The sequence below is a fragment of the Streptomyces sp. BBFR51 genome, assembly GCF_044591655.1.
Classification (GTDB): Bacteria; Actinomycetota; Actinomycetes; order Streptomycetales; family Streptomycetaceae; genus Streptomyces.
In genome coordinates this window covers 182653-206707 of sequence record NZ_CP172448.1, presented here as the reverse complement: position 1 = coordinate 206707, position 24055 = coordinate 182653, and the positions used below count along the sequence as shown (strand labels likewise).

The 24055-nt window shown below is 71.4% G+C and carries 23 protein-coding genes; 12 read left to right on the top strand and 11 right to left on the bottom strand.

Annotation, left to right across the window (positions count from 1 at the left end; genetic code table 11):
• Positions 1-33: 33 nt before the first annotated feature.
• A complete protein-coding gene (locus ACGH7X_RS00935; protein ID WP_399896688.1) occupies positions 34-693 on the top strand; it encodes an NADPH-dependent F420 reductase in 660 nt (219 codons plus the stop codon).
• A 102-nt stretch (positions 694-795) separates the two neighbouring features.
• On the opposite strand, the gene infA is transcribed toward ACGH7X_RS00935, so the two are convergent.
• Both infA and ACGH7X_RS00925 read right to left on the bottom strand, forming a co-directional pair.
• Positions 796-1020, bottom strand: a complete 225-nt coding sequence (gene infA / locus ACGH7X_RS00930; protein ID WP_217168928.1) for a translation initiation factor IF-1 — start codon at positions 1018-1020, stop codon at positions 796-798.
• Positions 1017-1808 (bottom strand): GNAT family N-acetyltransferase, encoded by a 792-nt coding sequence (locus ACGH7X_RS00925; protein ID WP_399880377.1) that lies wholly within the window; start codon positions 1806-1808, stop codon positions 1017-1019. The genes infA and ACGH7X_RS00925 overlap by 4 nt, the downstream gene beginning before the upstream one ends.
• Positions 1809-2067: 259 nt before the next feature.
• Between ACGH7X_RS00925 and ACGH7X_RS00920 the strand changes: the two genes are divergently transcribed.
• Positions 2068-2607 (top strand): GNAT family N-acetyltransferase, encoded by a 540-nt coding sequence (locus ACGH7X_RS00920; protein WP_399880374.1) that lies wholly within the window; start codon positions 2068-2070, stop codon positions 2605-2607.
• Between the two features lie 75 nt (positions 2608-2682).
• Here the strand turns inward: ACGH7X_RS00920 and ACGH7X_RS00915 are convergent, their stop codons facing one another.
• The gene (locus tag ACGH7X_RS00915; RefSeq protein WP_399880371.1) at positions 2683-3522 is read right to left on the bottom strand and encodes an SDR family oxidoreductase; all 840 of its coding nucleotides are present in this window, start codon (positions 3520-3522) and stop codon (positions 2683-2685) included.
• Between the two features lie 92 nt (positions 3523-3614).
• Between ACGH7X_RS00915 and ACGH7X_RS00910 the strand changes: the two genes are divergently transcribed.
• The 9 genes from ACGH7X_RS00910 to ACGH7X_RS00870 all read left to right on the top strand — a co-directional run bounded on the left by ACGH7X_RS00910 (position 3615) and on the right by ACGH7X_RS00870 (position 13826).
• Positions 3615-3986, top strand: a complete 372-nt coding sequence (locus ACGH7X_RS00910; RefSeq protein WP_399880369.1) for a winged helix-turn-helix transcriptional regulator — start codon at positions 3615-3617, stop codon at positions 3984-3986.
• A gap of 276 nt (positions 3987-4262) precedes the next feature.
• Positions 4263-5285 (top strand): LacI family DNA-binding transcriptional regulator, encoded by a 1023-nt coding sequence (locus tag ACGH7X_RS00905; RefSeq protein ID WP_399880366.1) that lies wholly within the window; start codon positions 4263-4265, stop codon positions 5283-5285.
• A gap of 83 nt (positions 5286-5368) precedes the next feature.
• Positions 5369-6667, top strand: coding sequence for an extracellular solute-binding protein (locus ACGH7X_RS00900; RefSeq protein WP_399880363.1), 1299 nt, complete (start codon positions 5369-5371; stop codon positions 6665-6667).
• On the top strand, positions 6664-7602 hold the full coding sequence (locus ACGH7X_RS00895; protein ID WP_399880360.1) for a carbohydrate ABC transporter permease: 939 nt from the start codon (positions 6664-6666) through the stop codon (positions 7600-7602). The genes ACGH7X_RS00900 and ACGH7X_RS00895 overlap by 4 nt, the downstream gene beginning before the upstream one ends.
• 1 nt (position 7603) lies before the next feature.
• On the top strand, positions 7604-8503 hold the full coding sequence (locus tag ACGH7X_RS00890) for a carbohydrate ABC transporter permease (protein WP_399880357.1): 900 nt from the start codon (positions 7604-7606) through the stop codon (positions 8501-8503).
• A gap of 8 nt (positions 8504-8511) precedes the next feature.
• Positions 8512-9588: a glycosidase gene (locus tag ACGH7X_RS00885; RefSeq protein ID WP_399880354.1), complete on the top strand. Its 1077-nt coding sequence runs from the start codon at positions 8512-8514 to the stop codon at positions 9586-9588.
• Positions 9585-10811: a Gfo/Idh/MocA family protein gene (locus ACGH7X_RS00880; protein ID WP_399880351.1), complete on the top strand. Its 1227-nt coding sequence runs from the start codon at positions 9585-9587 to the stop codon at positions 10809-10811. Before ACGH7X_RS00885 ends, ACGH7X_RS00880 begins: the two co-directional genes overlap by 4 nt.
• Positions 10808-12433: a glycoside hydrolase family 13 protein gene (locus tag ACGH7X_RS00875; protein ID WP_399880348.1), complete on the top strand. Its 1626-nt coding sequence runs from the start codon at positions 10808-10810 to the stop codon at positions 12431-12433. The genes ACGH7X_RS00880 and ACGH7X_RS00875 overlap by 4 nt, the downstream gene beginning before the upstream one ends.
• On the top strand, positions 12417-13826 hold the full coding sequence (locus ACGH7X_RS00870) for a phosphomannomutase/phosphoglucomutase (RefSeq protein WP_399880345.1): 1410 nt from the start codon (positions 12417-12419) through the stop codon (positions 13824-13826). Before ACGH7X_RS00875 ends, ACGH7X_RS00870 begins: the two co-directional genes overlap by 17 nt.
• A 22-nt stretch (positions 13827-13848) precedes the next feature.
• Here the strand turns inward: ACGH7X_RS00870 and ACGH7X_RS00865 are convergent, their stop codons facing one another.
• The 8 genes from ACGH7X_RS00865 to ACGH7X_RS00830 all read right to left on the bottom strand — a co-directional run bounded on the left by ACGH7X_RS00865 (position 13849) and on the right by ACGH7X_RS00830 (position 23114).
• Positions 13849-14202, bottom strand: a complete 354-nt coding sequence (locus ACGH7X_RS00865) for a hypothetical protein (protein WP_399880342.1) — start codon at positions 14200-14202, stop codon at positions 13849-13851.
• 290 nt (positions 14203-14492) lie between these two features.
• Positions 14493-15734 carry a hypothetical protein gene (locus ACGH7X_RS00860; RefSeq protein WP_399880339.1) on the bottom strand — a complete coding sequence of 414 codons (1242 nt, stop codon included), beginning with the start codon at positions 15732-15734 and terminating at the stop codon, positions 14493-14495.
• Positions 15735-15790: 56 nt separating this feature from the next.
• Positions 15791-16198: a DUF1257 domain-containing protein gene (locus ACGH7X_RS00855; RefSeq protein ID WP_399880337.1), complete on the bottom strand. Its 408-nt coding sequence runs from the start codon at positions 16196-16198 to the stop codon at positions 15791-15793.
• A gap of 65 nt (positions 16199-16263) precedes the next feature.
• On the bottom strand, positions 16264-17874 hold the full coding sequence (locus ACGH7X_RS00850; protein ID WP_399880334.1) for an Hsp70 family protein: 1611 nt from the start codon (positions 17872-17874) through the stop codon (positions 16264-16266).
• A 197-nt stretch (positions 17875-18071) separates the two neighbouring features.
• Positions 18072-20318, bottom strand: a complete 2247-nt coding sequence (locus ACGH7X_RS00845; RefSeq protein ID WP_399880331.1) for a hypothetical protein — start codon at positions 20316-20318, stop codon at positions 18072-18074.
• Between the two features lie 466 nt (positions 20319-20784).
• Positions 20785-22332: an AAA family ATPase gene (locus tag ACGH7X_RS00840; RefSeq protein ID WP_399880328.1), complete on the bottom strand. Its 1548-nt coding sequence runs from the start codon at positions 22330-22332 to the stop codon at positions 20785-20787.
• Positions 22333-22923, bottom strand: a complete 591-nt coding sequence (locus ACGH7X_RS00835; protein WP_399880325.1) for a 4Fe-4S single cluster domain-containing protein — start codon at positions 22921-22923, stop codon at positions 22333-22335.
• Complete coding sequence (locus ACGH7X_RS00830) at positions 22911-23114, bottom strand: DUF2997 domain-containing protein (RefSeq protein WP_399880322.1); 204 nt, start codon at positions 23112-23114, stop codon at positions 22911-22913. Before ACGH7X_RS00830 ends, ACGH7X_RS00835 begins: the two co-directional genes overlap by 13 nt.
• A gap of 143 nt (positions 23115-23257) precedes the next feature.
• Here ACGH7X_RS00830 and ACGH7X_RS00825 point away from each other — a divergent pair, with 143 nt between their 5' ends.
• On the top strand, positions 23258-24046 hold the full coding sequence (locus ACGH7X_RS00825; protein ID WP_399880319.1) for an FHA domain-containing protein: 789 nt from the start codon (positions 23258-23260) through the stop codon (positions 24044-24046).
• The last annotated feature ends 9 nt before the right edge of the window (positions 24047-24055 follow it).

The window sequence follows — 24055 nt, the reverse complement described above, 5'->3', positions numbered from 1 at the left end:
GCTCCTCTGAAGGACGTTGCAATTATGACGACTGTGGGATTCATCGGAAGCGGAAGCATCGGCAGGACCCTCGCGCGACTCGCCGTCGGGGCCGGGCACCAAGTGGTGCTCAGCAACTCACGCGGCCCCGAAACGCTCGTTGCCACGGCCGGGGAACTGGGTCCGCGGGCGTCCGCGGCGACGAGCGAAGAGGCCGCGGCGGCCGGCGACATGGTCGTGGTCACGGTGCCGGTCGGCGCCTTCCCCCACGTGCCCGCCGCGCAGCTGTCGGGGAAGACGGTCATCGACACCTGCAACTACGGCCCCGAGCGTGACGGGCACATCCCCGAGCTCGACAGCAAGTCCCTCACCTCGAGCGAGCTGCTCCTGCGGTACGCCCCGGACGCCCTGCTGGTAAAGGCGTTCAACAACATCTTCTTCAAGCACCTGCTGTCACTCGCACGCCCGGCTGGGGCGGCCGACCGCTCCTACCTGCCGATCGCCGGTGACTCCGCACCGGCGAAGGCGGCGGTGACCGAATTCATCGACTCCATCGGCTACGGCGTGGTGGACGCGGGAACGCTGGCCGACAGCTGGCGGCAGGCGACGGGCACGCCGGTGTGGGGAACACCGTACGGGCCGTACTCGAACGAGAAGGGCCTGCCGGTCGGCGAGGACGGCATCCGCGCGGCACTGGCCACCGCGACGCGGTAGCCCTCAATCGCCGCGAGGACTCGGCGGCCGCGGCGGCCCCGGTCAGGAAGACGCCCTGACCGGGGCCCCGGGACCAACTGTCGCGCAGGGTGCGAACTGCCGCTAGTTCCGGTACCGGAACACGATCCGACCGCGCGTCAGGTCGTACGGCGGGAGCTCCACCAGTACGCGGTCCTCGAGCATGATTTTGATGTAGTTCTTGCGGATCTTCCCGCTGATGTGCGCGAGCACCTGGTGGCCGTTCTCGAGCTCCACGGTGAACATGGCGCTGCGAAGGCACTCGACGACCTTGCCCTCGACTTCGACGACGTTCTTGTGCTTCGTCATCGCACCAGCTCCAGGTTGCTGCTCATCGGCCGGGCGCCGATCTCCTCGAACAGCGCCGAGGCCGCCCGGTTGGACTCGTGGACCTCGGTCCAGGCCGAGGCGAACCCGGAGCGGTGCAGCGTCCCCAGCGCATGGGCGAGCAGCGCCCGCGCGATGCCGCGGCGCTGCTCGCCGGCCCGGACCGCGACCAGTCCGATGCGCGGACGGTTCACCGTCACCACCCGAATCAGACCCAGGTAGCGGTCCGTTGCCGCGGCCACCGCGTACTTCGACGGGTCGACGACGGTGTCGCCTTCGGGGCGGGGGATCACCTCCGCGGGCATCGACTGCCATCCGACGGTCGCCTCGACCTCGTCACGGATCGCGCGGTCCACCGCCCGCAGCAGCCCGACGTCCGCCCGACCGGCGGGAACGATCGTCACCCCCGAAGGCGGCCGGACCTCGTCGAGCCCGGTGACCCGGGGGTCGGTCGGCACGAGGCACTCCCACTCGCGGCGCCGGATCGTGAAGCCGGCCCGCCGCCAGCCGGCCGTCAGCTCGACGTCGGCTTCGTCGACCACCGCGTACAGCGGGGTCGGCAGTTCCGCCAGCATCGCCTTGGCGAGCCGGTCGAAGGTGGCCTCGTGCCAGGCGTCGATACTGACGAACAGGCGCCCGTCGGGCCGGTGTTCCGCATGGCCCCGGCCGACCACCAGGTCGTCATCCAGTGCATGCCATTGCCGGTCCGCGACGCGCGTGATCGTCACCGCGTTCCCGCTCAGGCCGGATGTGAAGGGCTTGGTGTTCATCGGAGTCTCCTTCCAGGAGAGCCTCGAGATCAGGCGCTCCTGGCGACACCGAAGGTCAGCCGCCGGACCGTGACGGATTGAGGGAGCACCCATGGGTAACTGTGTTCACGGGACTCACCTCCAGATGACGACTTCACGGTCCATCAGGACCGTAGCAGCGGTGCGACACCTCCCTCAATTCATTTCCTGTGCACGCGCCAGGGTCCGTAGCGACAACGGGACCGGCCCTGCTCGGCGGGCGTGCGGTAGGTTGCGCGCCATGATTCAACTGGGTTCCGTCGCCTGGCCACCTGTCCCGATACGGACCGAACGGCTCACGCTTCGCGAGCCCGAAGCCCGGGACCGTGCGACGTTCGTCGAACTGCTGGCGTCGCCGGCGGTGCACACCTACCTCGGCGGCCCCCGGCCTCGTGACGAGCTTGAACGCGAGTTGCCCGGAGTGCCCGAGCGGTGGCCCGGGAGCTTCGTCGTGGATCTCGACGGGGCGATGATCGGCCAGATCCTGCTCAGGAGGGCAACGGGGAGCCACCGCCCGGCGGCCGCGGGCAAGGCCGATCTCGGCTACCTGGTCCTGCCACGAGCGTGGGGATCCGGGTACGCCGCCGAGGCGTGCGCGGCGGCACTCGACTGGTTCGACGGCGTCCTTCCCGAGGAGCCGGTGGTGCTCACCACCCAGACCGCCAACGTCGGCTCGATGCGCCTCGCGGCCAAGCTGGGATTCACCGAAGTGGAGCGCTTCGAGGCCTGGGACGCCGAGCAGTGGCTCGGCCTGCGGTCCCCGGTCACGCCGACCGGTTGAGCCGGACCTGTCCTCACCCACCTGCCACACGCTGCGTCATGCCCCTCGGGTCAGGTTCCAAGGGTGCGAAGAGGCTCAGCGGAACGCGTCGACATTGCGGGCGACCCAGTCGGCGAAGGGGCGCGGGGCGCGGCCGAGGACCCGCTGGACGTCCGGGCTGACACGAAGCTCGGCCGGGCTCGGGGAGCCGAGGATCTCCAGGGTGTCGTCGGCGAGTTCCGCCGGCATGCTCTGGGCCATGGCGGCCTTGGCCTCGTCGCGGGTGAGTTCGTGGAACCGCACCGGCGAGCCCAGCGCGGTGGCGATGACCTCCGCCTGCCGGCGCGGACTGATCACCTCCGGGCCGGTCAGCTCGTAGACGCCGCCGGTGTGCCGGTCCTCCAGCAGGCAGGCCGCCGCGACCGCGGCGATGTCCGCCGGGTCGACGAGGGGCACCCCGACGTCGCCGAAGGGTGCGGCGACGACCTGGCGCGCGCGGACGGAATCGGCCCACCACAGGGCGTTGGAGGCGAAGCCGCCCGGCCGCAGGATGGTCCAGTCCAGGCCGGACTCCCGCAGCATGTCCTCCAGCGCGCGCATCGCGATCCGCGTCGGACCGAAGGGCCTGGTCACCACGCCCAGGGTGGAGAGCAGCACGACCCGGCGGACCCCGGCGGCCGCAGCCTCGCCGATGATGTCGGCAGGGCTGGCTCCAGTGGCGTGCAGGTCGCCGGACAGCAGCAGGAACAGCGACTTCGCCCCGGCCAGCGCGGGCCTGAGGCCGGCCGGTTCGGCCAGGTCGGCCGCAACGTGCCGAGCCCCGTCGGGCACGGCCGTCGTATGCCGTGAAACGGCCGTCACCTGCTGGCCGGCCTCGGTCAGCGCCCGCGTCAACGGCCGGCCGATGTTCCCGGTGGCCCCGGTCACTACGATCATGATCAGCTCCTCGTCGGATGTCCTCTGGAGCCACCAAGCTAGGAGCACGGACTAACTTTCGGTAAGGGCATACCTGGAGGTAAGCTCATGACGTGACCGGAGGCGTGCAGCACAGACAGGTCGAGGCGGCCCAGCGGTATGACGTGTTTCACACCGACTGCCCCGCGCGGGACGTGGTCGACCACGTGACCAGCAGGTGGGGCGTCTGGGTGCTGATCTCCTTGCGGAGTAACAGCCTTCGGTTCTTCGAACTGCGCGAGAGCATCCAGGGCATCAGCGAGAAGATGCTCGCCCAGACCCTGCGCTCCCTGGTCCAGGACGGCCTGGTGTGGCGGGAGGTCGAGCCGACGACGCCGCCCCAGGTCACCTACGGCCTGACCGAGTTCGGCCGTGAGGTCGGCGAGCCGCTGACGGACCTGTTCGACCGGATCACCCAGCGCCTGGCGCCGCGCAGCGCTGGATAGCCACCAGCAAAAGCCGAAGGTGTTCCGCACCGTCGGTCATCGCCCAGGGTGCCAAACGTCGCGCACCGGGCAGTTCACCCGGCCGCCCCGAGATGGCCCGCTCTCGGCTTCGGACTTGCACCGCGCGGCGGAAGTGACGCAGAGCACACTCCTCGCGTCATTGACGATCCCGTTTCAAATCGGTTTAGTAGGCGTCGATCGGTCACCTAAACCGGTTTGAACGAGTCGGCCTCACAAGCCGCAGTCTCACAAGCCACGCGGAGAACGGGAGGCGCCATGGCGCGCAAGCAGCCCACCATCGCCGATGTCGCACGGCGTGCGGGCGTCTCGCGCACCTCCGTGTCGTTCGCGCTGAACGACCGCCCCGGAATCGCCGAGGAGACCAAGCAGCGCATCCTGACCGCCGCGGCGGAACTCGGCTGGACCCCGAGCCGTCCCGCCCGCGCGCTGTCCCTGGGCAAGGCGGGCGCCTTCGGACTGGTCCTCGCCCGCGAACCGGAGGACATCGGCACCGACCTGTTCTTCCCGGCGTTCATCGCCGGAGTGGAGGTCGCTCTCGGGGAGCGGGGCGACGGGCTCATGGTGCACGTCACCACGCCGGACCGTGAGCGCTCCGTGTACGAACGGCTCGCCGCGGACCGCCGGGTGGACGGCGTGCTCCTCACCGACCTGCGCCACGGCGACCCACGTCCCGCCCTGGTCCACAGGCTGGGACTGCCGGCCGTCGTGGTCGGACAGAGCGAGTGGAGCGACGGACTGACCTCGGTGAGCCTGGACGACCGGCCTGCCTACGTCGACGCCGTACGGCGCCTGGCCGAGCTGGGCCACCGCCGTATCGCGCACGTCGAGGGCCCCCAGGAGTTCCGTCACGCGCACCGGCGCCGCCTGGCCTGGGAGGACACGCTGCGCGACCTGGACCTGCCCGATGCCCCCGTGCTGCCCGGCGGCTTCACCGCGGAGGGCGGCGCGCGGGCCACCCGCGAACTGCTGACGCTGGCCGAGCCACCCACCGCGATCGTCTACGGAAACGACCTGGCCGCGACGGCCGGCCTGTCCGTCGCCCAGGAACTGGGCGTCCCCGTACCGCAAGGCCTATCGGTGGTCGGCTACGACGACACCCCGCTCACTCGCTACACCCACCCCCCGCTCTCCTCCGCCCGCGCCGACGCACGCGGGTGGGGAGAGGCGGCAGCGCGGGCCCTGGACGGGGTCCTCGCCGGCGAGGAGGTGGCACACGTCGTGCTGCCGCCCGCCGAGTTCGTCCCCCGCGCCTCGATGGGCCCGGCACCCCGTCCCTGACGACGGGGCCGCCAGGCCAGGGAGCGTGGCAAGGATGTCCCGCCCGGCGACGAGGCCGGGCGTGAACAGTTCGGAGAGTCTTCATGCTGAGGAGAACGGCGTACTCGCTGCTGGTGCTCGCTCTCGCGGGCGCCGCGACCGCCTGTGGCCGGTCGGCCCCCGACCCGGAGGCCGCCGCGACCGCCCGCGGCCCCATCACGGTCTGGCTGTCGAACAACGCGCAGGAGGTGGCCTGGGGCGAGAAGATGATCGCCGCCTGGAACAAGAGCCATCCGGACCAGCACGTCAAGGCCCAGCAGATCCCGGCCGGCAAGACCTCCGAGGAGGCCATCAGCGCCTCGATCATCGCGGGTACCAGCGCCTGCCTGGTCTTCAACACCGCGCCCGCCTCGGTGCCGACCTTCGAGAAGCAGAACGGCCTCGTGCCGCTCAGCGACTTCCCCGACGGCGACGCCTACATCCAGGAGCGCGGCGGCTCCCTCACGGAGCAGTACAGGTCACCGGACGGCAAGTTCTACCAACTGCCGTGGAAGAGCAACCCGGTGATGATCCTCTACAACAAGAAGATCTTCAAGAAGGCCGGGCTCGACCCCGAGCATCCCCGGCTGGCGACCTACGACCAGTTCCTTGAGACCTCCCGCACCCTCGTGCACAGCGGCGCCGCAAAGGCCGCGATCTGGCCGGCGCCCAGCAGCGAGTTCTTCCAGTCCTGGTTCGACTTCTACCCCGCCTTCGCCGCGGAGAGCGGCGGCAAGCAGCTCGTCCAGGACGGCGAACCGCAGTTCGACTCGCCGGCGGGCCGCCGCGTCGCCGAGTTCTGGCGCACGCTGTACGCCGAGAAGCTCGCCCCGCAGGAGCTGTACCCCGGCGACGCCGTGAACGACGGGAAGGCGGCCATGGCCACCGTCGGCCCCTGGGCCGTCTCCGCCTACAAGGACAGTGTCGACATCGGTGTGGCCCCCATACCGACCTCCGCCGGGAAAGCGCCCGAGGACACGTACTCCTTCAGCGACGAGAAGTCCGCAGCGATGTTCAGCGCCTGCCGCAACCGGGCCACCGCCTGGGACGTGCTGAAGTTCGCCACCTCCGCCCGGCAGGACGGGAAGTTCCTCGCGGAGACCGGCCAGATGCCCATGCGCGAGAACCTGCCCGCGCGCTATCCCGGCTTCTTCGCGGAGAACCCCCTGTACAAGGCGTTCGCCCGGCAGGCCGAGCACATCGTCGAGGTTCCCAACGTGCCGGGTTCCGTCGACGTCTGGCAGGCGTTCCGCGACCAGTGGACCAAGTCCGTCGTGTTCGGGGACGAGTCCACCGACGCCGCGCTCCGCAAGGCCTCTGACAAGATCACCAAGCTGCTCGACGAGTACGGGGACCCGGCATGACGAACCTCAGTCCCTCCGCCACCATCGACCGTCACACCCCCCGCAAGGACGGCGCCACCCGCCACGGACGGACCCGCTCGCGTACCGGCACGCTGTTCGTCACCCCGTACGTGCTGTTCCTTCTCGTCGTGTTCGCCGTGCCGCTGGTGTACACCCTGTGGATCTCCGTCCACCGCTTCTACTTCACCGCCCCCGGCACCCACGTCGACTCGCCGTGGGTGGGGCTGTCCAACTACCGGGACGTGTTCACCGATCCGGTGGTGGGCCGCGCCTTCCTGAACATCGGCGTCTTCCTCGTGATCAACGTGCCGCTCACGGTGATCCTCTCGCTCGTCCTGGCCTCCGCGCTGAACGCGAAAATGCGCTTCCGGGCGTTCTTCCGCGCCGCCTACTACCTGCCGTACATCACGGCGAGCGTCGCCCTGGTCGCCGTGTGGCAGTTCCTGTTCGGCACGGACGGGTTCGTCAACAACCTGCTGGGCTCCTACGCGCCGGATCCCTCATGGCTGGTCAACTCACACCTCGCGATGCCGATGATCGCCTTCTTCGTGACCTGGAAGCAGCTCGGCTTCTTCGTGATGCTGTACCTCGCCGCGCTCCAGAACGTCGGCAAGGAGCTGTACGAGGCCGCCGCCGTCGACGGAGCGGGACGCGTCCGGCAGTTCCTCTCGGTCACCGTGCCCGGGGTGAGGCCCGCGACGACCCTGGTCGTCATCTACGCGATCATCACCGGCGCCAACCTCTTCAGCGAGCCCTACCTGCTGACCGGCGGCGGCGGACCCGACCACGCCTCCACCTCACCCGTCCTGCTCATGTACCAGAAGGGCATCGAGCAGGGCCACCCGGACTTCGCCGCCGCGCTCGGCGTGGTGCTGGTGGGATTCGTCCTCGTCGTCTCGCTGGCCGCCCGCAAGCTCACCGAGAGGGGCAACTGACATGAGCGCCTCCACCCCGGCCCCGGACGGCGCCGTCGCGCACACCACGGACCACGCCGGTCCCGCCGGCTCCCGCCGCCCCTGGGGGACGGCCGCCAAGTACCTGCTGCTCGGGCTCGGCGCGGTCGCCTTCCTCTTCCCCTTCTACTACATGATCGTCGGCTCGCTGCGGAAGACGACCACCGGCGACCTGTCCTCCGCCGTGCCCCGCGGGCTCACCGGCGCCAACTACACGGCGGTCAACGGCGCCATCTCGCTCGGCCGTTCGCTGCTCAACTCCGGCATCATGACCGTCGGCGTCCTGCTGTGCACCCTGGTCTTCGGCGTGCTCGCCGGATACGCGCTGGCCCAACTGCACTTCCGCGGCCGCGGTGCCGTGTTCGCCTCGCTGCTGCTCGTGCAGATGGTGCCCTTCCAGCTCCTGACCCTCCCGCTCTACGTCCTCGTGGTCCGCGACTACGGGCTCGGCGACAACTACATCGGGATGATCCTGCCGTTCGCGATCAACTCGACGGCCGTCTTCCTGTTCCGGCAGTTCTTCCTCCAGATGCCGCAGTCCCTCTTCGAGGCCGCCCGCATCGACGGAGCGGGCGAGCTGCGCATCCTGTGGAAGATCGCGCTCCCGATGGCCCGCCCGGCCGTGCTCACCGCGATGCTGCTGACCTTCATCGGCCCGTGGAACGAGTTCCTGTGGCCGTTCCTCGTCACCAAGGACGCGGACATGCAGCCCCTGGCCGTCTCCCTGGCCAGTTTCCTGTCCAACCTCCAGGGCACGGTCTCCAACCCGACCGGCGCCCTGCTGGCCGGCGCATGTGTGCTGGCCGCCCCCGCCGTGGCCCTGTTCCTCCTCTTCCAGCGCCACTTCACCTCGACCGACATCGACTCCGGAGTAAAGGGCTGATTCCCCCCATGAGCACCACCGGCGCCGCCGCGCGCATCCCCTACCGCCTGGTACGCAAGGGCCTGATCATGTCCCCGCTGCCCGGTGAGGCCAACGAAGCCGAGGGAGTACTCAACCCCGCGTCCGGACGCACCCCCGACGGCCGCCTGCACCTGCTGCCGCGCCTCGTCGCCGAGGGCAACGTCTCCCGCGTCGGGCTCGCCGAGGTCACCTTCACCGACGGCGTCCCCAGCGGAGTCGAGCGCCGCGGCGTCGTCCTCGCGCCCGACGAGGGCTGGGAGCGAGGCAAGAACAACGCCGGTGTCGAGGACCCGCGCGTCACGTGGATCCCCTCGCTCGGCAAGCACGTCATGTCGTATGTGGCCTACGGACCGCTCGGCCCGAAGCCGGCCCTCGCCGTGTCCGAGAACCTCACCGACTGGACCCGGCTCGGCCCGATCCAGTTCGCCTACCAGCCCGACCTCGACACCGACCTGAACCTCTTCCCGAACAAGGACGTCGTCCACTTCCCCGAGCCCGTGCCCGGACCCGACGGCGAACCCGCCTACGCGATGCTGCACCGCCCGATGTGGGACCTCGGCTGGTTCCGGCCCGGCGAGGGAGTCCACCTGCCCGCCGGCGTCACCGACGAACGGCCCGGCATCTGGATCTCGTACGTCCCCGTAGCCGACGTGGAGGCCGACATCCGCGCCCTGGCCCGCCCGCGCGACCACCGCCTCGTCGCGCTGTCCCAGCACCCCTGGGAAGAGCTGAAAATCGGCGGCGGCCCCGCCCCGATCCGTGTGCCCGAGGGCTGGCTGCTCCTCCACCACGGAGTCTGCGGACACATCGAGGACCCCTTCGAGCAGAACCAGAAGGTGTCCTACGCGGCCGGCGCCATGATTCTCGACCCCGCCGACCCCGCGAAGGTCCTCGCCCGCTCCGAGGAACCGCTCATGGCCCCCGAGACCGAGGAGGAACGCGCCGGCACCGTCCCCAACGTCGTCTTCCCGACCGCCATCGAGGAGATCGACGGACAGCTCTACGTGTTCTACGGCATGGCGGACGCCCACATCGGCGTCGCCCTCCTGGAGCGCACCGCATGACCTCGGCGACGGCCCCGCTCGGCCTCGGCCTGGTCGGCTGCGGCGGCTTCGGGGCGTTCCTCCTGGACGCAGTGGCCGACCTGCCGGGGCTGCGTCCGGTCGCCGTCGCCGACCCCGACCCCGGGCGGGCGGGGGCGCTGGGGGAGCGGTACGGCGTTCCCGCCCCCGCCCGCCTGGACGACCTGCTGGCCCGCGAGGAGGTGGCGGTCGTCGCCGTCACCACCCCGCCGGCCGCGCACGCCGCCATGGCCACGGCCGCACTGCGCGCCGGCCGGCACGTGCTGTGCGAGAAGCCCCTGGCCACCACGGCCCGGGAGGCCGGTGCCGTGGTGGCCGAGGCCGAGCGCGCGGGCCGGATCCTCGTCGTCGACCACGTGCTGCGCTACAACCCGCTGCTGCGGGCCGTGCAGCGGCTCATCGGCGAGCGACTGCTCGCGCCCCCGCGCCGGTTCCTGTTCGAGAACGACGCCTCCGACGAGGACCTCGGCCCCGACCACTGGTTCTGGGACCGCGCGCACAGCGGCGGCGTCTTCGTCTGGCACGGCGTGCACTTCTTCGACGCGGCCCGCGCCCTGCTGGGCTCCGACCCGCTCAGCGTGCGCGCCACCGCCGTACGACGGCCCGGCGGCCCCGTCGACATGGTCAGCGCCGACGTGCTCCACCCGGACGGCGGCCTCGCCTCCCACCTCCACTCCTTCACCCACGCCCACCGCTGCGAACGCCAACTCATGCGCCTGGACCACGGCTTCGCCGAGACCCGCATCGACGGCTGGATCCCACTGCGCGCCGAGATCTCGGCCTGGACCGACGAGGACGGCGCCCGGACCTGGGAGCGCCTGCCCGCACGGGCCGAAGAGCTGCTGCACGTGGAGGGCTTCCGGCCACACGGCGGCGAGGACGTCTCGGTCGCCGTGGAACGCGACGCGGGCACCGCCCGCCCCGCGCGCGGGCGCGGAGAGCAACGCGTCGTACCGCACCACGTCCGCGCCGTCCTCGACCTGGGCGGTGCGGCACGCAAGCCGCACGTCTACCGCGAGAGCGTGCGGGCCGCGGCCGCCGACCTGCTCCGCGTCGCCCGCGACGGCGGCACCCCCGTCGCCGACGGACTCGCCGGCCTCAGCGCGGTCACCGTCGCCGAGGCCGCCACCCTGGCCGCCGACACCGGCACCGCACAGCCCGTACCCGGCTTCGCCACCGGACCGCACCTGTGGGAATCCGCATGAGTTGGTTCCAGGACACCGTGTGCTACGAGCTGTACCCGCGCGCCTTCGCCGACTCGGACGGCGACGGCGTCGGCGACCTCGCCGGGGCGACCGCGCGCCTCGGCCACATCGCCGAACTGGGCGCGGACGCCGTGTGGATCACCCCGTTCTACCCGTCCCCGCTCGCCGACGGCGGCTACGACATCGCCGACCACACGGGCGTCGCCGCCGACCTCGGCACCGGCGAGGACTTCGACCGACTCACCGCCCGCGCCCACGCACTGGGCCTGAAGCTCATGGTCGACCTCGTGCCGAACCACACCTCCGACCGGCATCCCTGGTTCCAGGAGGCGCTGACGGCCGGACCCGGCTCCGAGGCTCGCGGACGCTACCTCTTCCGCCCCGGACGCGGCCCACGAGGCGAACTCCCGCCCAACGACTGGCAGTCGGCGTTCGGCGGACCCGCCTGGACCCGGGTCGCCGACGGCGAGTGGTACTGCCACCTGCACGCCCCCGAACAGCCCGACCTCGACTGGCGGAACCCACAAGTGCGTTCCGCCTTCACCGACATCCTGCGGTACTGGCTGGACCGAGGCGTGGACGGCTTCCGCGTCGACGTCGCACACGCCCTGTTCAAGGCCGAGGACCTGCCCGACGCCGGACCCGGACAGCACCGTGACCCGCTGCGCAACCACCTCATGCCGTACTACGACCAGGAGGAACTGCACCCGCTGTACCGCGCATGGCGTGCCCTGCTGGACACCCACCCGGCGCCGCCCGGCGCGGTACCGCCGGGTGAGAGGGTGATGGTCGCCGAGGCCGCCGTGTTCGACCCCGCCAGGCTGGCCCGGTACATCCGCCCCGACGAGATGCACCAGGCCTTCAACTTCGCGTTCCTGGAGGCGGCCTGGGACCCGGCGGAGCTGCGCCGCGTCATCGACGCCTCCCTGTCCGCGCCCGGCGGCGGATCGGTCACCTGGCTGCTCTCCAGCCATGACGCGGTCCGCCCGGTGACCCGCCTGGGCTCGGCGGCCCGGGCCCGCGCGGCGGCCCTGCTCATGCTCGCGCTGCCCGGCTCCGCCTACCTCTACCAGGGCGAGGAGCTCGGCCTGCCGCAGGCCACCGTCCCCGGCGACCGCATCCGCGACCCGCTGTGGGAACGCTCCGGCCACACCGAGAGGGGCCGCGACGGCTCCCGCGTGCCGCTGCCCTGGTCGGGCGACCGTGCCCCGTACGGCTTCACCACCGCAGGCCCCGAGGACACCTGGCTGCCCCAACCGGAGGACTGGGTGCGCTACTCCGTCGCAGCCCAGGACCAGGACCCCGACTCGACACTCGCCCTGTACCGCACCGCCCTGCGGCTGCGCCGGGCCCACCCCGCACCCGACCCGACAGCCCCGCCGCACTGGTACTCGGCGTCCGGCGACCCGTACCTGGCCTTCCGGCGCGGCGCCCTGGCCTGCGTCGTCAACCTCGGCACACGGCCACTGCCCTGGGCGGCGCTCGGCGTACCCGGTCGTCCCGTGCTGGCCAGCGCACCCACCGACGGTCACGAACTGCCACCCGACACCGCCCTGTGGCTCCTCGAGGCCACACCCGTTCCGCGGCACCACGAAGGAGACAGCCATGGCCGTCCCCGCTGACAGCGCCCCGCGCACCGACCTGTCCGCACTCGTCAAGGCCTACGACGTGCGCGGCGTCGTACCCGACCAGTGGGACGAGCGGACGGCCGAACTGTTCGGCGCCGCGTTCGTCCAGGTCACCGGCGCGCCTGCCCTCGTGACCGGACACGACATGCGGGCCTCCTCGCCGGGCCTGGCGCGGGCCTTCGCCCGGGGAGCCATGGCGCGGGGCGCCGACGTCGTCGAGACCGGTCTGTGCTCGACGGACCAGTTGTACTACGCGTCCGGGACGCTCGACCTGCCCGGCGCGATGTTCACCGCGTCGCACAATCCGGCCCGCTACAACGGCATCAAGATGTGCCGCGCCGGCGCCGTACCCATCGGCCAGGACAGCGGACTCGGGCAGATCCGCACGCTCGTCGAGCAGTGGACCGACGCCGGTGGGCCGCCCCCGCCCGCCCACCGCACCGGCACCCTCACCCACCACGACACGCTGGAGGAGTACGCGGGCCACCTGCGCACCCTCGTCGACCTCGGCGCCATCCGCCCGCTCAGGGTCGTCGTCGACGCGGGCAACGGCATGGGCGGCCACACCGTGCCCACCGTGCTGGCCGGCCTGCCGCTGGATGTCGTCCCCCTGTACTTCGAGCTGGACGGCAGCTTCCCGAACCACGAGGCCAACCCGCTCGACCCGGCCAACATCGTGGACCTCCGGGAGCGCGTCCGCGCCGAACACGCCGACCTCGGCCTCGCCTTCGACGGGGACGCCGACCGCTGCTTCGTCGTCGACGAGCGCGGCGAACCCGTCCCGCCCTCCGCGATCACCGCCCTCGTCGCCCTGCGCGAACTGGACCGCAGGCCGGGTGCCACGGTCCTGTACAACCTGATCACCTCACGCACCGTGCCCGAGGTGATCCGAGAGGCCGGCGGCACACCCGTGCGCACCCGCGTCGGGCACTCCTTCATCAAGGCCGAGATGGCCCGCACCGGCGCCGTGTTCGGCGGCGAACACTCCGCGCACTACTACTTCGCCGACTTCTGGAACGCCGACACCGGAATGCTCGCGGCCCTGCACGTCCTGGCCGCACTCGGCCGGCAGGACGGCCCCTTGTCGGACCTCACCCGCCGCTTCGACCGGTACGCCGCATCGGGCGAGATCAACTCGGCCGTCGACGACCCGGCCGCCCGCCTCGCCGCCGTTCGCACAGCCTGGCAGGATCGGCCCGGCGTCACCGTCGACGAACTGGACGGTCTCACCGTCACCGGCCCCGACTGGTGGTTCAACCTCCGCCCCTCCAACACCGAATCCCTCCTGCGGCTCAACACCGAGGCCCGGGAGCCGCGGACCATGCGCGAGCTGCGCGACCAGGTGCTGACGCTGGTCCGCCGCCGAGACGGACGCCGGGCTTCCTGAAAGTCCCCGTCGTCCTGGGAACTCAAAGCGCGACGGTCGTGAGGAAGATCTGCCACTCACCCTTGGCGATGTCGGCACCCTCGGCGCAGATGTCCTCGGCCTCCGCACGCAGGGGCGGTGGAGGCTGCGGCTCGTCACTGAGGCCGTAACAGGGGATCGGATGCCGCAGCCGGTCGACGCCGTCCTGAACGGCACCTGCGGCCAGGAGCGCCGCGCCATAGAGCAGGTCGGCATGTTCGGCGCCCTTCCGCCGCAGCCGCCGCCCTGTGTCGGCGGCGACCCGCTCGGCAGCGACGAGGGCCGCCCCGCAGTCGGCGTCGTCCAACGAGGCGTTCATACCGCACTTGTCCAGGTCCGCGCCCGGATGGGCGGCCATCGCGGCCTGGAAGGCGTCTTGAGTGTCCTGCGTCAGAGGCGATGTCGTAGGTGGTGCGGAGGATTCCGGGGCGGCCGAGACGGAAGCGGGAGCCGACGATCGCGACTGCGATGTCGACGGAGAGGCCTGCGGTGCAGCGGGTGCCGGATCGCCGCCGCAGGCGATGAGCAGTGCTCCGGCGGCCGCCGTCAGCAGCAACGGGCGAGCCCGTCGGATCGTTCCTGGTCCCGAGAACATGCCGGGATCGTACGGACTCGGCTTGGGGAGGGGTCCCGGACCAGGCGGTCCGGTCAACGCTTGGAGTGGTGGACCTCCGTGCCGGTGTCGGTGTAGACCAGAGCGGCGTAGGCGTTGGCGCGGTCGGGTACAACTCCCGTGTCGCTGCCGACCGTTCGCCCGGTACGCCCGTCGACGACGAAGGCCCCGTCCTTGCCCTTCACGTAGAACAGATCCTTGAACTCGGCTTCCACGGTGGCGTTCCAGTCGCCCGGGCCGTCACCCGCGGGCCGACGCCACAGGATCTTGCCGGTGTCGTCCGCCGCGATCGCTCCGTCCTGCTCGGAGGCGCACAGCAGGACGGAGCCGCCCTCGCCGTGATCGCAGTCCATCCCCCTGGTCAGACCGCCGCGCTTGGACAGGGCGAAATCGCCGCTCGCGATCTCGATCAGCCGCGCCTGCTCGCTGTCGTCGTCGAGTTTGGCCAACGGCCCACCGCTCGACGCGATCGCCCAGGTGGAGCCCTCCGGCACCTCCTTGACCCACAGGTCTCGGCCGTTGGCCGCGGCGACACCGGCCAACGCGTAGTCCCCGTCGGGCTCCTCGCGGAAGCCCAGCACGGCGTCGCCGGATCCCCCGACCTTCCAGAAGCCCGCGCGCTGCCACAGCATCCGGGGCTCGTCCAGGGAGACCGCGAAGGTGCCGGTCGGGTAACCGTCCTCCGTCCAGGTGACGGTCGCCACGTCGTCCCCGGCCGACACCTGGAGCGCGCCGAGTCCGCCGGTCGGGTCGCCGTAGATGTCGACGGGAATCCGCCAGATCAGCTTGCCGTTGTCCGCCCGCGCCGCGACGACCTCGAATCCGGCCTGGGCCAAACCGCTGCCCTGCTTGGCGAGCTGGACCGGAACGACGGCGAGCATGGCCGGTTCGCCACCGATCCGCACCGGCACCGGGAACGACACACGGTTTCGGATCATCTCGGCCTGCTTCTTGCTCAGCTCGCCCGGCGCCGGCAGGTCGTACGCGGGTGTGTTCTCGGTCGTGATGCTGGAGACGGCCTTGCCCGTGGCCAGGTTGTACACCGTCACTCCGGACGCGTGCGACAGCCAGGCTCCACGTCCGTACAAGGCGATGGTGGGGTTGCCCTTGGGGCCGGTCGGCAGGACATGGGCCGTCCGACTGTCGAACGTCAGGGGCGCCGCGGCCCGTGGATCGCCCCTGAGGTCGAGAGCGTCCCGTGCAGGCTTGCCCGGTGACGAGCCGGTGGCCCCCGGACCGCCGTCCTCGCCGGCCGGGCCCGCGGTGCAGGATGCCATCAGAGCCACCGCGGCCAGAGCGACGACGACGCCTTCACGTACCCGTTGCCCGCGCATCAGACGTAGCGGCGCAGGACGAGACGGCGCCGACCGTCTTGTTCGAGCACGTCGGAGTCGACCTCGTAGCCGTTGTCCTCGGCGTAGCGCAGTGCGGCGGCGTGGCCGTAGGCGCGGGCGACCTCGGTCAGCCAGGGCTGGTCGTAGCGGCGTCTGTCGTACTCGCTGATGACGGCTTCGAAGGTGCCGTCGTCGCGTCGCCGGAAGCCGATGTCGCTGCTGACACGGCCGATGTGGGCACGGCGGATGACCACTTCGGCGCGGTCCGGGCGGGCGTCGCCCCTGTATCCGTACAGGGTCTGCGGTGTGTCGTGGGCCTCGACGGCGGGGAAACCGACCGCGGAGAGGGCCTGGACGAGCAGGTCGGGGTCGCGCAGTGCGGTGCGGACTCGGGTGAAGTGCGACATGACGGGTCCCTTGGTTGTTGTTGTCGGGGCTGCCGAAGGGGGGATGCGGTCAAGTGGGCGCTTGGTCAGGCGAGTCGGACGACCGGTTGGCCGTCCAGGATCAGGGTGTGGCGGCGCAGGTCGTACGCGGTGACGGTGAGGCGTTTGTGGGCGTCGACGCGGAACTCCAGGCGGAAGCGGTCCTCTCCCGCGGTGGCCGGCGGATCGGCCCGCAGGAAGGTCGGGCTGTCCTCGTTGAGCCAGAGCATGGAACGCTGCTGACGCTGCTGCGGGGTGACGGTCATGGCGCGGGCACCGCCTCCTGCGTCGAAAGCGATCTCCAGTTCGGCGCTGGAATCCCGGTAGGTGGCGTGGGCGAGTTCGTAGACGGCGAGGCCGAGCCGCTGCTGCCCGTCGTGCACCGCCTTGACGGTGAGCGTCCTGACCGGCTCGGGGGTGGGGTAGGCGGTGCCCGCCTCGACCAGGGTCTCGAACTCGTAGGCCCCGGTGTCGCGGTCGACGTGCCGGATGGCGTAGTCGTGCTGGATGTGGTCGAACAACTCGCTGCCGCCCGCGATGCCGGCCGCGCCTGCCGCCACGGCCTCCAGCGGCCGGTCCATGCGTACGACGTCGGGGTCGAAGTGCAGGTGCACCACATCCTGCACGGCGGGGACGAGGCAGGTCCCGCCGACGAGGAACACCTGCCGGATGTCGTCGGTGGCGAAGCCACGTGCGGCCGCGGTGTCGAGGCACCCGCGCAGCGCCTGGTTGACCCGGCGCAGTACCCCCTTGTCACGGAGCAGGGTGTCGAACTCGCCCCGGGTGACGGTGACCTGGTGCACCGCGTCGGTGCGGGCGTCGCGGGCGGTGATCACGGCGCGGTCGGCGCCGGCCAGAGTGCGCTTGGCCTGCTCGGCGGAGGCCAGCAGACGCCTGAAGACCTGGTTGCGGCCGATCTGGTCGCCGGGCGGCAGGGACAACTGGTCGACGGCGTGTTCGGCCAGGAGCGCGTCGATGGTGTTGCCGCCCAGGTCCAGACCCTTCTTGGCGATGGTGCGTACGCCGGCCCCGGCGCCGGCGGTCTCGGGTTCCTGCACCCGTACGACCGAGACGTCGAGGGTGCCCGCGCCGAAGTCGATCACGGTGAACGCGTCGCCCGGGTTGAGGCGGGCGCAGTAGCCGACGGCCGCCGCGGTGGCCTCGTCGACCACCCGCAGCCGGGCGGTGGGCAGTCCGTCGCGCACTTCCCGTACCAGCCAGTCGCGGTAGCCGTCGAAGGACTCGACGGGCGCGGTGACGACGATCTCGAGGTCGTCGTCCTCGATGGTGAGCAGGGCGAGCGCCATGATGTCGCTGAGGAACTGGACGGCCGCCTCCCGCCCGGTGATCTTGCGGTCGCCGACCGGGCGGGCCGCGTCGTAGGACTGCCCGGCGACATTGCTCTTGGTGGAGGCGAAGACGGTGACGCCGGGAGTCTCGGACAGGTCGGGGGTGACCTGGGCGCCGAGACGGCGGGTCGCGCCGTCGTCGGTGTAGGCGATGAGCGAGGGCACGACGCGCTGGGTGGGCCCGGGACCGGCCTCGCGCAGCAGGTCGACCCCGGGCAGCGGGATGGGAACACCCCGGCCCGCTTCCTGGTCCCAGCCCGCCACCACGGTGTTGGCGGTGCCGAAGTCGATACCGATACGGGTGGTCATACGTCTCCCTGATGCTTGTCCGGTACCTGGCCGAGGGCGATGTCGGTGGCGCAGGTAGTCGAGTTCGCACGGGGAGAGGTCAGGACCGTACGCAGCCGCTCACGGACCCCAGGAGCCGCCGCTCGACAGGCCAGAGCCGGCAACGAGCGGTCGGAGTCCGGGGCTTGGTCGGTCTCGTCCTCGGTGGGCATCGGCGCTCACCCGTCCAGTTCGATCTCGTAGTCGCCCAGACGTGCCGCGCCCGCCGAACCCGCTGTCCCGCCGATCCCGACGTCGTGCCGGAAGCGGTGTTCCAGGCATGCCCGCAACAGCCCCAACGCCTGCCGGGACAATTCGTTCAGGGCAGGGTTCTCCATCACCTCGACGACCTTCGCGAGGTCCTTGTGGTGCATCGCGCCCATGGGTCCGGCGATGAACGGGCGAAGGGCGAGGGCGGTCAGGACGTAGATGTCGACGGTGCCCCTGTCCAGGTCGCCCACCGCCAGCAGATCCCCCCGCGGTGACACCCGAGCACAACGCGCCCTGGCACTCGGGCGGTCGGCGAGGAGGCGGACCCGCTCCGACACGCAGTCCTCGGGCAGAGGCGTGTCCGGCGTCGGCGGCACGTCGAGAAGTTCCAGATGCGTTGCCGTGACGGCGAGGAACCGGTCCAGCACGGGTGACCAGGCGAGATGGATCGCACTCGTCGCGTACCTCCAGGGACGGGTCGTGAGCGGCGCCTGTGAGGAGGTGAGAGGTTCGTGCCACACGTGGAGTTCACCGGCTTCGGTGTTGCAGACCAGCGCGGAAGGCGAGACGGCGGCGTGACGCAGGCGGGACTTCGCCTTCTCGGGTTGGCCGAGTTTGTTCACGGTGGAGTCGGCGAGGTCGGCCACCGCGACGTCGAGGAGCCCATGGACCAGGGCGACCACCCGCCCCTCCGCGTCCACCGCGGGGTTCCTCGGGAGGACGTACCGCTGGTCGCGCGGCCAGCCGCCGTCGGCAAGGGGGCCGTCGGAGCCTCCGACGAACATCGCCCACTCCGATGTCATGCCCGGTGTGCGGTGCTTGGCTGGCACCATGAAGGCACGGTCTCCGGCGATGCGCACCACGCCGCCCACCTCGCTCGGCGCACTGCCGAGGGCCCGCGTGCCGCTCTCGTCCGCGTAGTGGATGTACTTGCGCGCCGCCACGATCATGGCGTCGGGTCCCAGATGGGCGATCCATTGGGCGGGCTGCGGGAGGTCGTCGTCCACCCACGCCAGACTCAGGCTGCCGAGGTCCACGATCCCGGCGCAGTGTCCGGTCCCTCGCCCGGCGAAGGCGAGTTGCGCGCCGTCCGCCGCGAAGTCGAGAGCGTGCACCGTGATCGGCTGCTCATCGGTGTCGGTCGGCCAGATGCGGGTGCGGGGGACGGAGCTGAACGGGCCCGCGCCGGCCAGGGCGTCCACGAACCGGGTGATGGCAGGCGGGTCCGCGGCACACAGGGCTTCGAACAAGCGGCGGTCGTCCTCGCCGGACGGCCGCCAGTCGTCGAACTCGTTGGCCGTCCGTACCGCTTCGGGAAGCGACATCTGCAGCGTGAGGGACCACAAGTGGTCCCAGTCACGCCGGTCCACCAGTTGCTCGATCACATAGGCACGTTCGCTCTCGTCGAGCGAGGCGAGGTCCCCTCGATGGGAACTCTGTCCCGCCAGCACACGCAGCACGTCCAGGATGCCCAGCCTGCTCATCGCGACCCGCAGCATCGAGCGCTCCTCGGCGGAGGCCCCGCGGTAGCCGAGTGCCAGGATCGAGCCGTCCGGGTCCAGCGCCCGGTACTGCGCCGGCTGCCCGGTACGTACGAAGAACAAGGCGCGTCGGACCTGGTCGGCGGGCGCGAGGTGGTGCTCGGCGCAGAAGCGCGCCGCCTCCGGCGAGGCCGGCGCCGCCGCGCAGAACCGTTCGACGGTCTCGGGTTCGCCCGGCGCGAGCAGCCGGGCCCGGGCACGCTCTCCGATCGGGTGGTCGAAACGGAGTGCGGCGCCTACGAGATCGCGCTGTTCCAGCGCCACGTCGCCGTCACCGAGCGCCAGCCGGCTGAGGGAGCGCACGCGCGGCTCGGAGGTCGCCGGGGCGGGACCCCAGCGCTCCAGCAGCGACCACAGCTCGGCACCGTGCCGGTCGAGCCAGTCCAGCCACGCGGCGTCGACGAGTACGGCGGGTACGGGTGCGGAGGGCGCCGGCAGTCCCGCCACGAGAGGAGAGGCCCAGCGCTGGGGAGACGGCCCGGACACCGACGGCGTCAGCCACGCCCGGAACACCGCCTCCGCGCCGTGGGTCTCCATGGCGCGGCCGGCGGCGCGCAGACTCCCGGTCGCTCCGGACTCCGCCGCACGCAACACGGCGTGCAGGGCCCGGCGGCCCAGCCACGACTCCGGCGCGGCCCGCAGCCGCAGCACCAGTACAGCGGTGCGTACCCGCATCGGCCTCACTCCTCGCCGTCCTCGTCCACTTCGCTCTCGAAGTCGCCCGCGACCACCGCCGTATCCGCCGTCGCCCCGATGGACAGCCGAGTGCCAGCAGCGCGCCGTCGGGGTCCGGGGCGCTGTACTGCTCCTGCTGTCCGGTGCGTACGAAGAAGACGGCGCGGCGCACTTCGTCATTGGGCGCGAGATGGTGCTCGGCGCGGAAGGCCGCCGCCTTCGGCGAGGCCGGCGCCGCCGTGCAGTACAGGTCGACGACCTCGGTGTCGTTCAGTACCGACAGCCAGGCTCGTGCCCGCTCACCGACGGGGTGCAGCAGTGCCGCCACGAGCGGGGAGTCCCACCGTCGCCGGGACGGTCCGGACGTCGGCGGTTCCGCCCACGTCAGAGACCGCAGGCGCCACCGGGACCTGTGCCCGAGGGGCAGCCGCAGCGCCGGCACGGCGATCCGAATGTGCGGCAACGGCTACACCTCCAGTACCGGAACCTGGTACCGGGCCGCCTGCGCGGCACCGGCGAAGGACGCCGACTGGGCGCGGCCCTCCCGCAGCCAGGCGCGCAGGTCCTCGATGACCTCGCGCTGGGACTTGCTCAGCGGGACCGTGCGGACCGCCGCGCGAGTGATGTCGGCGGTGGTGATGTCACGCTCCTCGGCGAACGCCTCGTACATCGCGTCCACGACGACCTGTTCGAGCTCCGCCCCGACGAACCCGTCGCAGTCCCGGGCCAGTTGGTGGACGTCGAACGCCTCCGGGCTGCGGCCGCGCTTGCGCAGATGGACGGTGATGATCTCGCGTCGTTCCTCCTCGGTGGGCAGGTCGAGGAAGAACACCTCGTCGAAGCGGCCGCGGCGCAGTGTCTCCGGGGGCAGCGCGCTGACGTCGTTGGCGGTGGCCACGACGAACACCGGGGCGGTCTTCTCCTGCATCCAGGTCAGGACGGTGCCGAAGACCCGTTGCGAGGTGCCTGAGTCGTGGCCGCCCGACGTCAGCGCCTTCTCCACCTCGTCGATCCACATCACGCAGGGCGACACGGTCTCCGCCAGCCGCAGCGCCCTGCGCACCCGCTCCTCCGACTCACCGACCAGGGAGCCGAACAGCGCGCCGACGTCCAGGCGCAGCAGGGGCAGCCGCCACAGTCCGCCGATCATCTTCGCGGTGAGGCTCTTGCCGGTGCCGGGGATGCCGATCAGCGCGATGCCCTTGGGCGCCGGAAGACGGAACTCGCGGGCGGCGTCGCCGAAGGCGCGTTCGCGCAGTCGCAGCCACTCCTTGAGCACGTCCAGACCGCCGAGGTCGTCGGGGCTCTCCTCGGCGCCGTAGAACTCCAGCGCCTCGTTCTCCCGGATGACCGCCTTCTTCTCGGCCAGCACCGCCTCGATGTCACGGTCGTCGAGCACCTCGTCGCGGACGATGGCCTTGGCGAAGGCCCGGCGGGCCTGGGCGGTGGTGAGGCCCAGCGCGGCCTGGGCCAGGCGGCTGCGTCCCGCCGGGGTGAGTGTGGACTTCACGCCCTTGGTGCTGTCGATGAGGTGGTCGAGTTCGCCGCGCAGCGCATCGGCCTCCGGGAGCGGCATTTCGACCACCACCGCGTCGTCGCCCAGTTCCACGGGGATGCCGCGCACCGGTGTGGTCACGATCAGCGAGGAGCCGGTGAAGACGAGCTTGTGGGCGAGGTTGCGCAGACGACGGCGCACCGCCGGGTCGCGTTCCCAGAAGGCGTGGAAGTCCTTGAGCACATACAGATCGCGGCGGTGCGGGTCCTTCTCCGAAAGCTCCCTGATCTTGGCCAGCGCGTCCGGCGGACTGGCCGCCTTGGGCAGCTGTCGCCCCGCCGCGGACTCCAGACCGTCGGCGATGTCCCAGGTGACCAGGTCGGACGACGGGTCCCGGTCGAGCCGCACCTGATCCAGCACCGCCAGGGCGCGCTGTTCCTCGACCGTGACGAGCACGATCAGCGCCACCCGGGCGCGGAGATACAGTCGGATCTCGTCATGGATGCCCACAGTGCCCACTCAGAACTCTCCTCCCGGCGCGGCCATGCCGGTGAACGTCAGCGTCGCGTCGGCCGCGACGGTGATCTCCAACTCCGGTACGGCGGCCAGATCGTCCGGCGTGTAGCGCCCGGTGCGCATCCAGTACTCCTTGTTCGACGAGCCGCGCAGCCCCCGGGCCAGACGCAGCCGCGTGTTGTAGCGGCCGGCGATCACCAGATCGGCGTCGGCGACGGCCGCCGACCGGGCCGGGTCCGACTCGATCTCGGGCCGGGTGAACCCCGTCAGCACGATCACCGACAGGTCGCTGTGCGCCCGGAGTTCGGCACAGAACGCGGCGACCGCGGCGGGCTGTTCCAGCGGCTCACCGCCGGTGAGGGTGACGCCCTCGAGGGACGCGGCGTCGGCCAGCACCTCGTCGGCCACCTCACCCGCCGTGCGGACCAGGTGGGCGCCCGCCGCGGTATGGGTCTCGGGGTTGAAGCACCCCGGGCAGGCCAGGGCACACCCCTGACTCCAGGCGACGTACCGGACCCCCGGACCGTTGGCGCGGCTTCGGGGCACGACGGCGTGCAGTCGCCAGGGCGTGCCCGGGCCGCTCACCCCTGCCACAGGCGATCCTGCTCCTCGGCCGTGTCCTGCTGGTACGCCTCCTCGGTGAGCGTCTGGTGCTCCACCGCGCCGCCGAGCAGCCGGATCAACTCATCCGTGTCCGTCACACACCGCGTTCCGGCGACACCCCGGACGTGCACCTCCGCGGTGCCGTCCGCCGCGATCACGACCTCGACACTCTCCTCCGCCATCAAGTCACCCTTCGCCGTGGGGAAAGCGGAAACGACACCCACTGTGCGGGGCGGGACTCGGGAGGGGTCCCGGAGGGGACACTGCATCGTGCAGGCATGCCCCGTACGCCGGTGGAGCAGCCCACGAACCGAGGAGACCAGCGATGCCCCTCTCCGCCAGCCTCGCCCGTGGTGTCGCGCCCACCACGCCCGGCATCCTGCACGCCCGTACGGTCACGGGAGAGCTCACCGCACCGCCCCGCCCGGGGCTGACGGTCCGTTTCGGACGGGGCGAGAAGCCGGACGTGGATCTGGGAGTCGGTATCGACGACCTGCGGGTGAGCCGCCGGCACGGGGAGCTGACGTACCGCGCGGGGCAGTGGTGGCTGCGCAACACCGGACAGCAGCTGGTCCGCCTGCCCCGAGGCCGGATGATGCACCTCAGCACCGAGCCGATCCCGCTCGCCCCCGGCTACACCCCGCTGTTCGTGAAGGGGTCCGGCTACCGGGAGCACCTGGTCGAGCTGTACGTGGCGAGCCACGACGACCAGGGACCGGTGTCGCGCCGGCGCGCGGAGACGGCGCGCCCGGAGACCTGGGCACTCGACGACGACGAACGGCTGCTGCTGGTCGTACTCGGCCAGCGGTACCTGTTGTACGAGGAGGACCCGCGCCCCCTGACGTACGCGACCGCCGCCAAGCAGTTCGCCTACCTCCGCCCGGACGCGGGCTGGAACGAACGCAAGATCGAGTACCGGATCGAGGCCGTACGCCGTCGCCTGCACCGCACCGGCTTCCGGTACCCGCTGATCCACGACAAGTCGCAGGGTCGTCCCGGCGACAACAGCCTGCTGCACAACCTGATCAAGGGTCTGGTCGAGTCGACGACGCTCGTACCGCCGGACCTGGAGCTGATGGAGGACGACGCGGCCTGGCCGGACTCCACTGTCTGAGGACCGGTG